Raw genomic sequence first — 12,768 nt, 5'->3', positions numbered from 1 at the left:
GCCAACGTTCACGTCGGCGCCCTCGCCCACCATAAGAATCTCATCCCACCCCCTCCCCCCCCCTCCCTCCTCCCCCCCCCCCCCCCCCCCCCCCCCCCCCCCCCCCCCCCCCCCCCCCCCCCCCCCCCCCACGGCTCCGCCTGGGGATCGCTTTCGCGATTCCCCGGTCCGTGCGTTGAGCACTGGCCGGGAATTTGCGCCCCCCGGGCGCATGATCCCGGGGGGCTCGGTCGGGGCAAACCGGGTTGGGGGAAATGTGTCCCGGCCGCGCTCAGATTCCCCCGGCCGCCATGGCCGTGGCCCGGGCCGAGGTCCGGTGGGCGAACCGCCGCTCCGCCGACGATCCGCCGATCTTGTTGGAGCGCTTCCAGAACCCCAGGGCCTCGGCGCCCTGGAACAGTCTTTCCCGGAAGTCGGGATGGGCGATGCCGATGATGCGCTCGGCGCGTTCCCAGACGGACCGCCCGGCCAGCTCGGCCACGCCCCATTCCGTGACCAGGCAGTGCACTTCCGAGCGCGGGTCCGTGACCACGGCGCTCTGCGGCAGGGCCAGCCTGATGCGGGAATGGACCTGGCCCCTGCCGTCCTTGTAGGCGGACGGGCAGCACACGAAGCTCTGGCCCCCGGGCGAGAGGAACCCGCCGCTCACGAAGTCCAGCTGTCCGCCCGTGCCGCTGATCTGGCGGCTGCCCGAGGTCTCGGCCGTGACTTGGCCCAGCACATCGCATTCCACGCAGGAGTTGATGCTCACCATGTGGGGGTGGCGGCCGATGACCAGCGGGTCGTTGGTGTAGTCCACGGGGTGGCTGGCCAGGGTGTCGTTGTCCCGCACCCAGTCGTAGAGCTCCCGGCTGCCCGCGCAGAAGGTGAACACGCCGAGGCCCCTGTCCACGGCCTTGCGGGAGTTGTTCAGCTTGCCCGCCCGGGCCATGGCCAGGTAGCCGTCCACCAGCATCTCCGTGTGCATGCCCAGGTTGCGCAGGTCCGAGTCCGCGATGAGCCCGCCCACGGCGTTGGGCAGGGCGCCCACGCCCAGCTGGATGGTGGCGCCGTCGCGGATGCGCTCCAGGATTTGCAGGGCGATCTTCTCGTCCAGCAAGGTGGGGCGGGCGGGCAGGACCTCGGGCAGCTCGTCGTCCGGGCCCTCGACCACGTGGGTCACCTCGCTGATGTGCACGCGGTGGGCGCTGCCCCGGACCACGGGGGGCAGGTTTTCGTTGACCTCCACGATGACGGTCCCGGCCCGCTCCACCACGGCCCGCGCGGCCGAGTTGGTCAGGGACAGGTTGAAGTAGCCGTCGTCGTCCATGGGGCTGGCGCGGAACATGGCCACGTCCACGTGCAGGTGCCCCCGGTAGAGCCGGGGCATGTTGCGGTAGACCATGGGGATGTGGGTGATGAGCCCCTGGTCGCAGAGCCGGCGCTCCAGGGCCGAGAGGTGCCAGCTGGCGTAGGAGAAATGCGACCCCGCGCCTCTGTCCGCCTCGATGACCTTCAGGGGCGCGAGGCGCATGCCCCCGCGGATGGCCACGGAATGCAGCTCGTCCCTGCGCGCGGCCAGGGCTTCGTCCAGGGCCACGGGCTGCGCGTGGCAGAACCCGTAGTCCACCCAGTGGCCCGACTTCACGGCCTGCACGGCCCTGTTCGCCGAGGTCAGCTTGCCCGCATACATGCTTCGAATGCTCATGGTCCGCCTCCTGTGAGAGTGCATGGTGCACCAGGAGGCGGGGCGGCGCATCCGCACGATTGACGGAAAACGCCCAGGATATTGCGCGGATGCGGGGAAGGCGGGGCGCGAGGGAAGAAATCTTGCGCCGGGGTATGGAAATCTTGCGCGGACGCCGGGGCCTAGCCGCCCGGGAGCAGGCTCTTGCGGAACTGCGAGGGGGACGCTCCCGTGAGCTTCTTGAAGCTCTCGCTGAAGTAGGCGGCGCTTTCGAAGCCCGTGTTCACGGCCACCTCGGTGATGGACAGGGATGCGTCGGCGAGCAGTTCCTTGGCCCTGGCGATGCGCCGCTCGCGCACGTAGCTCATGAGCGGCCTGCCCGTGTGGCGGGTGAACAGGCGGCTGAGGTGGTAGGGGCTGCAGCAGGCCGCCTCGGCCAGGGCCTCCAGAGTCAGCTTCTCGTCCAGGTGCCCGGCCGCGTATTCGGCCGCGGCCCGCACGGGCTGCGGCCAGGAACGTCTGGCCGCGTCCGGGGCCTCCCCGGGCTCCGGGGCCCGGGCGGCCTCGCGCCCGGCCTCGTACACCTCGCGGATATGTTTGGCCACGTCCGCCGGGCGCACGGGCTTGAGCAGGTAGTCCGTGGCCCCCGCGCGCAGGGCTTTGCGCGCGTATTCGAAGTCGTCGTAGGCCGAGAGGATCACGATGCGCGCCCGGGGCGCGCAGCCCCTGATGCGTTCGGCGGCCTCCAGCCCGTTCAGGCCGGGCATGCGGATGTCCAGGAGCACGAGGTCCGGCTGGTGGGCGCGGGCCGCCTCCACCGCCTCCAGCCCGTTGCGGGCCTGGAGCAGGGGGGACACGGGCAGGCCTTCCTCCTCCACCAGTTGCCGGATGAAGGAGCGGACGATGATTTCGTCGTCGGCCACGAGCAGGGTGATGGTCTCCATGGCGCGTTCTCCTAGCCTTGCGGCGAATCCGCCTGATGCTCGTCTGCGGGCAGGACGATGACGATGCGCGTGCCCGCTCCGGGGCTGGACCGGATGTCCATGCTCCCCGCGTCGCCGAAATAGTGCTCCAGCCGGGACTGGGTGCTGCGCAGGCCGATCCTCCTGGGGCCGTCCCCCAGGCCGAGGGGCTCGAATCCGGCCCCGTCGTCCTCCAGCACGGCGCACAGCCCGCCCCCGTGGCGCGAGATGGACAGGGACACGGAGCCCGTGGAGTTCAGCTCCCCGAATCCGTGGACGATGGCGTTCTCCACCAGGGGCTGGAAGAGCAGGCTGGGCACCAGGGCCTGCATGCAGTCCTCGTCCGCGTCGATGGCGAACGCGATCCGGTCGCCGAAGCGTTCCTTCTGGATATGGATATAGCAGCGCACCAGGTTGATCTCCTCGTGCAGGGGGATGAGCTCCTCGGTCTTGCGCAGGGTGGCGCGCAACAGGTCCGCGAGGCTCCAGGTCAGCTTGGTGGCGCGCTTGGCCCCCTCGGCGTAGGCCGCCAGGGCGATGGTGTTCAGGGTGTTGAACAGGAAATGCGGGGCGACCTGGGACTGCAGCAGCTTGAGGTCCGCCTCGCGCAGGGATTTCTCCAGGCGCGTCGTGGCCAGCTGCTCCTGGGCCAGGGACAGGCGGCTGGTGTCCAGCTCTTTCTGGCGGCGGGCCGAGACGGCCATGACGGCCACGGCGCTGGTCATGGCGAAGGTGGCCTCGGCCGCGGAATACAGGCGGCTCTTGGGCTCCACCGGGATGGCCCCGGCGGCGCGGAGCAGGGCCTCGCGGTCCATACAGTAGGCGTCCGCCGTTCCCGGGATGTCCGCCAACAGCGCCTCCTTGTCCTCGTTGCCCAGGAATATCTCGCCGCATTTGATGTAGGCCTGCACGCGGCCCGCGATGACCACCGGGAAGATGGTGCTGGCGATGGAGTGGCAGCAGCTGAACACGTGGGGCTTGCCCAGTTCCTCCCGGGTCAGGCCGTCCAGGGAGCGGAAGACCTTTTTCAGGTGGAAGCTGCAATGCTCCCCCCCGGTCTGGTCGGCCAGGAGGCGGCACAGGGTGGGGTGGTTCTGCGAGCGCACGATGCGCCTGCCATCGGTGTCCACCATGCACAGGGACAGGCCCAGCGCGCGGGACAGGCGCTCCATGGCCGCCAGGATGACGTCCTTGGTGTCCTCGTCGAACAGGGCTCGCTGGCCGAGGTCCGTTTCGTCGTCCAGGGACGGCGGCCCGGCCGTGCCCACGGGGGTGAGGGGCTCGTCGGGCAGGGTGGGCGGAAAGGGCGTCTTGCCCAGGTTGCCCTGCAACAGCGATTGCAGGCGCGACGGGCTGTAGACCAGGAGCAGGCGCAGCTCCTCCTTGTCGGATTCGTTGCTGATGCCGTGTTCGGTGTAGGGGGGCAGGGCGAAGGAGTCGCCGGGGCGCATGCGCGTGGTGCGGCCGTCGACCGTGTGCAGGCCCGTGCCCGAGAGCACGTGCATGACCTGCTCCTCCCGGTAATGGGAATGCATGTCCTGCTTCTTTCCGGGAAAGAAGGTGATTTCCGCGACACTCAGGCGCTGCGATTCCAGGTCGTTGGGCTCGATGGTCCAGCGGATGACGCCCCAGTCGAAGGTCTGAACGTTGGTGCCGCGAGTCGTGTCCGTCATGTGTCACCCTGTGTTCGGCATATCCCTTCGGGCGGTGCGAATGTACCAAAAAAGATTCCGGCGCGCAGCAGCCATTTGCCCCCCGGTTTCCCCGCCCGGGCGGGTGCGGGGCATTCCGGTTTTACGAAAAATCGTATCATATTGTTTTTCTGGAGATTGTTTTTTGCCGTCGCCACGGCCCCGGCCCTGGCGGCGCAAGATATCCGGTTTTTTGCGCAAGGGATCCCAAAACTGAAATCGCATCCGCACATTGCACAAGAAAACAAGAAAATCGTGCAACGCATCGCTAACGCATGCACGCAATGGCCGCATACCGTGCCGCTAACTCAGACAATGCACTCTTTTGACTGGGTTCGACAGACCAACAACCAACCCAAGTTCCGTCAGGAGGACCACATGTTCAGCGACAAGGTTGCAAAAGGCTCCAAACGAGCCGGGCATCGTTCCCTGCTTTTCGCCCTCGGCTTCACTCCCGAAGACATGGAGCGGCCGGTCATCGGGATCGTGAACGCCTTCAGCGAGATAAATCCCGGGCACGCGCACCTGAACGAGATCTGCCAGGCCGCCAAGCTGGGGGTCTCGGCCGCCGGCGGCACGCCCGTGGAGTTCCCGGCCATCGGCGTCTGCGACGGCATAGCCATGGGCCACGCGGGCATGCGCTATTCCCTGCCCAGCCGCGAACTGGTGGCGGACTCCGTGGAGGCCATGGCCGTGGGCCACGGCTTCGACGGCATGGTGTTGGTGCCCAACTGCGACAAGATCGTGCCCGGCATGCTCATGGCCGCTGCGCGCATCAACATCCCCGCCATCGTGGTCAGCGGCGGGGCCATGCTGGCCGGCCGCTACCAGGGCCGGGACATCAGCCTGAGCACCATGTTCGAGGGCTCGGGCGCCTATGAGGCGGGCAGGATCAGCGCCGAGGAGCTGCGCGAGATGGAGATGGCGGCCTGCCCGGGCTGCGGCTCCTGTTCCGGGCTGTTCACGGCCAACTCCATGAACTGCCTGACCGAGGCCCTGGGCATGGGCCTGCCGGGCAACGGCACCATCCCCGCCGCGCTGAGCGGCAAGCGCAAGATGCTGGCCAAGCAGGCCGGACGCATCATCATGGAACTGGTGAAGAAGGACGTCAGGCCCCGCGACATCATGACCCTGGACGCCTTCAGGAACGCCATCGCCGTGGACATGGCCATCGGCGGTTCCTCCAACACCGTGCTGCATCTGCCCGCCATCGCCCACGAGGCCGGGGTGGAGCTGCCCCTGGAGCTGTTCGACGCCATCAGCGCCAAGACCCCCTACCTGACCAAGCTCAGCCCCGGCGGCACCCTGCACATGCAGGACCTCAACGAGGCGGGCGGCATCTCCGCCGTGATGCACGAACTGGCGGGCATCGGGACCATCGACCCGGACCTGCCCACCGTCAGCGGCACCGTGGGCGAGCGCATCGCGGGCGCGTCCATCAAGGTGCCGGAGGTCATCCGCACCGCCGCGAACCCGCACCGGCCCACGGGCGGCATCGCCATCCTCACGGGCAACCTCGCCCCGGACGGCGGGGTGGTGAAGGAGAGCGCGGTCAACCCGGAGATGCGCGTGTTCAAGGGCCCGGCCGTGGTGCGCGACTCCGAGGAGCAGGCCGTGGAGGCCATTTCCTCCGGCCAGGTCAAGGACGGCGACGTGCTCGTGATCCGCTGCGAAGGCCCCCAGGGCGGCCCGGGCATGCGCGAGATGCTCGCCCCCACGTCGCTGATCACCGGCATGGGCCTGCGCGTGGCGCTGATCACCGATGGCCGCTTCAGCGGGGCCACCCAGGGCGCGTGCATCGGCCACGTGGGCCCCGAGGCCATGAAGGGCGGGCCCATCGGGCTCATCCGGGACGGGGACGTCATCGAGATTGACATTCCCGCCCGGAAGTTGAACGTGGTGCTTTCCGAGGACGAACTCGCCGCGCGCAAAGCCGCCTGGAAAGCCCCCGAGCCCAAAGTGACCCAAGGGTACCTCGCCCGCTACGCCAGACTCGTCTCAGACGCCAAATACGGCGCCGTACTTCGATAACAGGAGGTCCTCATGCAGTCGTTCGTCAAGCTGGTCAACAAGCTGTTCCCCGTTCTCGTGCTCGTGGCCGCGGCCATCGCCTACCTGATGCCCGAGCCCATCAAGCCCGCGGGCAAGTACATCGCCTATCTGCTGGGCATCGTGATGATGGGCATGGGCCTGACCATGACCCCCGGGGACTTCAAGCTCATCGTCAAGCGCCCCAAGGACGTGCTCCTGGGCGTGGTGCTGCGCACGGTGATCATGCCCACGGTGGCCTTCTGCATCGCCAAGCTGCTCAGTCTGCCCCCGTACCTGGCGGCGGGCCTGATCCTGGTGGGCTGTTGCCCCAGCGGCACCTCGTCCAACGTGATGACCTTCATCTCCAAGGGCGATACGCCTCTGTCCATTACCCTCACGGCCGTGATCACGCTGCTCGCGCCCATCACCACACCGTACATCTTCCTGCTCCTGGCGGGGACCTTCATTCCCATCAACGCCTACGCCATGTTCAAGAGCATCCTCATCGTGGTGCTCTTTCCCGTGGCCGCGGGCATCTTCATCCGGGTGGTGGCCGCCAGGTTCGTGGAGAAGGTCATGCCCATCGTGCCGCTGATCTCCATCACGGCCATCATCATCATCGTGGCCGCCGTGGTGGCGGGCAGCGCCAACCGTCTGGCCTCCGTGGCCCTGGTGGCCTTCGTGGCCGTGGCCCTGCACAACGGCCTGGGCTACTTCCTGGGCTACATGGTCAGCCGGTTCGTGAAGCTGTCCCCCAGGAAGGCCAAGGCCATCACCTTCGAGGTGGGCATGGAGAACTCCGGCCTGGCCGTGGCCCTGGCCATGGCGCACCTGAACCCCATGGCCGCCATCCCCGGGGCCATCTTCAGCGTCTGGCACAACTTCACGGGCTCCGTGCTGGCCGGGTACTGGAGCAACAGGGAGGACGCCGAGGAAGCCGCACCCGAGCAGGCGGTCGGAGCCGAAGCCAGCTGATCCTTCCGGGAACCAGCGGAGCATCGACGAGCCCCGGTCCGGCCCCCGCCGGGCCGGGGCCTTTTTCGAAGCGCCGCCCGCCGGGGAAACGCGCCGCGCCGCGGAACAGGCCGCCGGGCTTGCGGTTTTGGCCCAAACGCGGCTATATGTACCCGCAGCCGTGCGGGGGCCAAGCCCCGCGCAGGCCACGCAGGAACCGATGCCGCACGTACGCCCCACAGCCTCCCCCCGCCTTCTGGCCGTCCTTCTCGCGGTCCTTGTTCTGGCGCTGACCCCGGCCTCCCCGGCCCGGGCGGGGCAGCAGGCCCTCTTCGACAAGGCCCTGGAGGGCTTTTCCTTTGTCCAGGCCAAGGAGAGCCGCTCGGGCCGCCGCGACCTCTGGCTGCAGGTCCACGACCGCTTCGAGGCCGTGCTCAAGGCCGGGCCGGACACGGGCTACGCGCCCAAGGCCCTGTACTACATGGGCCGCTGCTACGAGGAGCTGGCCGAGCGCTCCTATCTGCGCAGCGACGCCCACCGGGCCGCGGACTATTTCCAGCGCGCGGTGGCGCGTTTCGCCCCCGGGCATTCCTGGATCGACGACTGCCTGTACCGCAAGGCCGAGATCACCCTCACGCGCCTGAACGACGCCGGGAGCGCGGCCGCGGACCTGCGCACCATCCGCAGCCTGTATTCCAGGGGCGACCAGGCCGCCAAGGCCGCCAAGCTCCTGGCCCGCATAGAGGGCCGCAGGGACGAGGCCGCCGCGCCCGCCCCCAAGGCTTCGCGGGCCCCGGCCGCCAAGGCCGCGGCGCCGGAACGGTCCGCCGACCCGGGCTACGGGGCCACGGTGCGCGCCTTCAAGGCCCTGCGCGCCGACTCCGGGGCCACTCGCGAACAGTTCCAGAGGATCGCCCGGCGCTTCGAGGACCTCTCCAAGACCACCTCCGACGGCACCTACGCCGCGCGCGCCGCCTATTTCGCGGGCTTCGCCTGGGACGAGCTGGGCCGCCGCTCCGGGCGCGAGGAGGACTTCCGGGCCGCCGCCGGTCAGTACGAGCGCGCCGTGGAGATGTTCAAGGATTCCGACTCCTGGCGGGACGACGCTCTGTTCCGCAAGGGCTACGTGGAATACAAGTATCTCGAGGACGAGGACCAGGCCTACGCGGACCTGCTCCTGGTGGTGCGCGACTACGCGGGCGGGGACCAGGCCGTCGAGGCCAAGGCCCTGCTCAGGGCCATGGACGAGGCCCGCGCGGGCCAGATGCCCGACACGGCTGGCCCGGCCGACGCCCCCGCGCCCATCGCCCCGGAAGTGCGCCCGGCCTCGGCGGGGTCGGCGGCCTCGGCCTCCTTCGGCGGCGGCACGGGCTCCGCGACCCTCTCGGACATCCGCCACTTCACGGGCGACGACTTCACCCGCGTGGTCCTGGACCTGGACAATGCCGTGAAGTTCAAGGAGCGCTCCCTCCCGGCCGCTCCCGGCCAGGGCAAGCCGCCGCGCATGTTCGTGGACCTGGAGAAGACCCGCATCGGCCCGCAGGTCCGGGGCAGCACCGATGTGGGGGGCGGGTTCCTGCGCTGCGTGCGCGCCGCCCAGAACACCCCGGACACAGTGCGCGTGGTCCTGGATTTCAAGGACGAGCAGGAATACCACATCCTGACCCTGGAGAATCCCTACCGCATCGTCATCGACGTCTTCGCCCAGGACACCGTGGAGGCCAAGGCGCCCGTGGCCGCCGCCCCGCTGTCCGCCCCGGCCGCCCCGCGCAAGCCGGGCAAGGCCCAGCGCGACACGGCCAAGGACGTGCTGGCCCAGCTGGGCATGACCATCGGCACGGTGATGATCGACGCCGGGCACGGGGGGCGCGACCCCGGGGCCCTGGAGTACGTGCGCGACAAGAAGGGCCGCAGGAAGATCCGCACCAAGGAAAAGGACGTGACCCTGCGCCTGTCCAGGATCCTGGGCGACCAGCTGGAGGCCAAGGGCTACCGGGTGCTCTATTCGCGGCCCGAGGACAAGAAGGTGGCCCTGGAGGACCGGGTGCTCAAGGCCAACATGCAGAAGGCCGACCTGTTCATCTCCCTGCACTGCAACGCCAACCGCTCCGGCAAGGTGCGCGGCTTCGAGACGTATTTCCTGGGCAAGGCCAAGAACAACATCGTGCTGCGTCTGGCGGCCAAGGAAAACGACGTCGACCCCGTGAAGATCAGCGACACCCAGAAGATCGTCCTCGACCTGGTGCACAGCTTCAAGATCGAGGAGTCCAAGGTCCTGGCCCGCCACGTGCAGGACAACTGCGTGGGCGCCCTGCGGGGCAAGTTCAAGGGCATCAAGGACCACGGGGCCCGTTCCGCGCCGTTCTTCGTGCTCATCGGGGCCAAGATGCCCGCCGTGCTCGTGGAGGCGGGCTATCTCAGCAACTCCACCGAGGCCAAGCTGTTGCGCAACGACGTCTATCTCGAATCCGTGGCCCGGGGCATCGTCGCTGGCATCGAGGCCTACAAGAAGGAGTTGCGCACGGCCGCGCTTTAGCCCGGTCCCGGGACGGCTGGCGGGCGATGGGGCACATTTCCCTTCACTTCGTTTCACGAACATGCCATAAAACAGGCAGCGTCCCGCAATATTTCCCAGGCAAAACAGAGCCGTACGTGACGGCGGGCCGCGCAGGGCCCGTGTTCGCCAAGGAGCCGCACGCAATGGTAGAATCAAGCGCAGCAAGAATCCTGATAATCGAAGACAGCCACGTCCAGGCCAAGATCATCTGCCGTCATATCGAAGGACTCTCCAACTTCCAGACGGTGAGCGCCCATACCATGGAGGAGGCCCGCGAGGTCCTGGAGACCCGGCGCGACGAGCTGCTCGCCGCCGTGGTGGACCTGAACCTGCCCGACGCGCCGGACGGGGAGGCCGTGGATCTGGTGCAGGGCTTCGGGCTGGCGGCCATCGTGCTCACGGCCACCTTCCACGACGAGGTGCGCGACACCCTGCTGCGCAAGAACGTGGCCGACTACGTGCTCAAGTCCAGCATGATCGTGCTCGACGACGTGGTCACCGTGGTCTCCCGGCTGTACAAGAACCAGTTCGTCAAGGCCCTGGTGGTGGACGACTCCCGCGCCGCCCGCACCCTGGTACGTTCGCTCCTGGAGTTGCAGAACTACACGGTGCTGGAGGCCGAGGACGGGCGCCAGGCCCTGGACGTCCTGGAGTCCGAGCCCGACATTTCCCTGGTGGTCACGGATTACGAGATGCCGGTCATGGACGGGTTCGAGTTCTGCGCCGAGGCGCGCAAGACCCGCAAGAAGGATTCCCTGGCCATCGTGGGCGTGTCCGGCGCCAACGAACCGTCCATGACGGCCAAGTTCCTCAAGAACGGGGCCAACGATTTCCTGACCAAGCCCTTCGAGCCCGAGGCCTTCTGCTGGCGCGTGAACCAGACCATGGAGATGCTGGAGATCGCCCGCGACCTCAACGAGTGCCTGGGCAGCCTGAATCAGGACTGAGACGGGGTGCGTCGGCCCGCTTTCGGCGGGCCCTGAAGCCGGTCGCCGCCGCGCGGGGCGGATTCGTTCTTTACCTGACCGCGATTTCCGATTAACAGACCTGTCTTTCGTGATATCCCGCGCCGCGTGGAGAGCCGGGCCAGCATCCCTCCGCGAGGCTCCGGCCGTGCCTTCCCGGCGCCAAGGCCCGGAAATCCGGGCGCGGCCTTGCCCGCGGCCACGCGGTTTGGTAGGAAGGACGGGCTCCACCACGGAGCCGCAAGCGAACGATCCGGAGGCGGTCTTGATCACGTTTCGCCGCGTCAACAAATGGTATGGCGACCTGCACGTGCTGCAGGACATCAATCTGGAGATCACCGAGGGCGAGGTGGTGGTGGTCTGCGGCCCTTCGGGCTCGGGAAAAAGCACCCTGATCCGCTGCATCAACCGCCTGGAGCCCATTCAGAAGGGCTCGATCATCGTGGACGGCCACGACATCAACGACGCCAAAACCAATCTCACCCTGCTGCGGGCCGAGGTTGGTTTTGTTTTTCAGCAGTTCAACCTCTACCCGCACATGACCGTGTTGGAGAACATCACCCTGGCTCCGGTGCTGGTGCGGGGCATGGACAAGGGCGAGGCCGAGGACCTGGGCATGGAGCTGTTGGCCAAGGTCGATATCCCGGACCAGGCGGGCAAGTATCCCTGCCAGCTCTCGGGCGGCCAGCAGCAGCGCGTGGCCATCGCGCGCGGCCTGGCCATGCGCCCCAAGATCATGCTTTTCGACGAACCCACCTCCGCCCTGGACCCCGAGATGATCAACGAGGTCCTGGACGTGATGAAGAACCTGGCCCGCGAAGGCATGACCATGGTCTGCGTGACCCACGAGATGGGCTTCGCCCGCGAGGTGGCGGACCGCATCATTTTCATGGACGGGGGGCAGATGATCGAGGAGAACACTCCCCACGAGTTCTTCCAGAACCCCAAGAGCGAGCGGACCAAGGATTTCCTCAGCAAGATTCTGACCCACTAGCCCCTGCGGGCTGCCCGGGTGGGCGGGTCGGATTTGCGATTTGTTTGACACACCCAAGCATTTCAGGAGGATGGCTATGAAACTTTGGAAGATCGCTGCCGCGGCCTGCGCGGTCGTGATGGTGATGGCCACCGTGGCCATGGCCGGCCCGGCCTACGACAACGTCATGAAAACCAAGGTGCTGCGCGCCGGCATCATGACCGACTCCATTCCCGGAGCCTTCTACAACGCGAAGAACGAGTGGGTCGGCATGGACGTGGACGTCGCCGAGGAGATCGCCAAGCGCATGGGCTGCACCCTGGAGCGCGTGGCCGTGAACAACAAGACCCGCATCGCCTTCGTGCAGCAGGGCCGCATCGACATTTCCGTGGCCAACATGACCCACAAGCGTGAGCGCGACAAGTCCATCGACTTCTCCATCACCTATTTCTTCGACGGCCAGAAGCTGCTCGCCAAGAAGGGCGAATACAAGGTCGCCAAGGACTTCGTGGGCAAGAAGATCGCCACCATGCAGGGCACCACCTCCGAGATCAACATCAAGAACCTGCTCAAGGATCTGGGCGATCCCGACTTCGAGAAGAACGTCATCTCCTTCCAGAAGGAATCCGAGTGCTACCAGGCCCTGAAGATGGGCCGCGTGGCCGCCTGGAGCACCGACTCCACCATCCTCCTCGGCTACGCCGCCAAGGATCCGGGCAAGTTCGAGCTGGTGGGCGACTTCATCTCCGACGAGCCCTACGGCATCGGCCTGCCCGAGGACGATTCCAAGCTGCGCGACGCCGTGAACTTCGCCCTGCAGGACATGTGGAAGGACGGCGCCTACATGAAGATCTACAACAAGTGGTACGGCCCCGACACCCCGTACTACTTCCCCATGACCGAAAAGATCGAGATGTGGCCGTAGGCCCCACGCCGATCCAGACATAAACCTCAAACGCATGAGCCCGG

9 protein-coding genes are annotated in these 12,768 nt (G+C 67.4%); 6 read left to right on the top strand and 3 right to left on the bottom strand.

Annotation, left to right across the window (positions count from 1 at the left end):
- Positions 1-271: 271 nt before the first annotated feature.
- The 3 genes from ACYYG1_RS14415 to ACYYG1_RS14405 form a co-directional block, all read right to left on the bottom strand.
- Complete coding sequence (locus ACYYG1_RS14415) at positions 272-1,687, bottom strand: acetyl-CoA hydrolase/transferase family protein (RefSeq protein ID WP_461211030.1); 1,416 nt, start codon at positions 1,685-1,687, stop codon at positions 272-274.
- A gap of 161 nt (positions 1,688-1,848) precedes the next feature.
- Positions 1,849-2,610 carry a response regulator transcription factor gene (locus tag ACYYG1_RS14410; protein WP_461211029.1) on the bottom strand — a complete coding sequence of 254 codons (762 nt, stop codon included), beginning with the start codon at positions 2,608-2,610 and terminating at the stop codon, positions 1,849-1,851.
- Positions 2,611-2,621: 11 nt separating this feature from the next.
- Positions 2,622-4,301 (bottom strand): histidine kinase, encoded by a 1,680-nt coding sequence (locus ACYYG1_RS14405; RefSeq protein WP_461211028.1) that lies wholly within the window; start codon positions 4,299-4,301, stop codon positions 2,622-2,624.
- Positions 4,302-4,697: 396 nt separating this feature from the next.
- Between ACYYG1_RS14405 and ilvD the strand changes: the two genes are divergently transcribed.
- From ilvD to ACYYG1_RS14375, 6 genes are all read left to right on the top strand, one after another.
- Complete coding sequence (gene ilvD / locus ACYYG1_RS14400; protein ID WP_461211027.1) at positions 4,698-6,350, top strand: dihydroxy-acid dehydratase; 1,653 nt, start codon at positions 4,698-4,700, stop codon at positions 6,348-6,350.
- A 12-nt stretch (positions 6,351-6,362) separates the two neighbouring features.
- A complete protein-coding gene (locus ACYYG1_RS14395; protein WP_461211026.1) occupies positions 6,363-7,325 on the top strand; it encodes a bile acid:sodium symporter family protein in 963 nt (320 codons plus the stop codon).
- A 199-nt stretch (positions 7,326-7,524) separates the two neighbouring features.
- Positions 7,525-9,840 carry an N-acetylmuramoyl-L-alanine amidase gene (locus ACYYG1_RS14390; RefSeq protein ID WP_461211025.1) on the top strand — a complete coding sequence of 772 codons (2,316 nt, stop codon included), beginning with the start codon at positions 7,525-7,527 and terminating at the stop codon, positions 9,838-9,840.
- Between the two features lie 164 nt (positions 9,841-10,004).
- Positions 10,005-10,808 carry a response regulator gene (locus tag ACYYG1_RS14385; RefSeq protein ID WP_461211024.1) on the top strand — a complete coding sequence of 268 codons (804 nt, stop codon included), beginning with the start codon at positions 10,005-10,007 and terminating at the stop codon, positions 10,806-10,808.
- A gap of 283 nt (positions 10,809-11,091) precedes the next feature.
- Positions 11,092-11,820, top strand: coding sequence for an amino acid ABC transporter ATP-binding protein (locus tag ACYYG1_RS14380; protein WP_461211023.1), 729 nt, complete (start codon positions 11,092-11,094; stop codon positions 11,818-11,820).
- A 76-nt stretch (positions 11,821-11,896) separates the two neighbouring features.
- Positions 11,897-12,724 carry a transporter substrate-binding domain-containing protein gene (locus ACYYG1_RS14375; RefSeq protein WP_461211022.1) on the top strand — a complete coding sequence of 276 codons (828 nt, stop codon included), beginning with the start codon at positions 11,897-11,899 and terminating at the stop codon, positions 12,722-12,724.
- Positions 12,725-12,768: the final 44 nt, after the last annotated feature.

It is taken from the genome of Desulfocurvus sp. DL1XJH-121 (assembly GCF_054819825.1).
The sequence above is the reverse complement of the archived record's forward strand: the minus strand, read 5'-3'. Positions and strand labels throughout refer to the sequence as shown.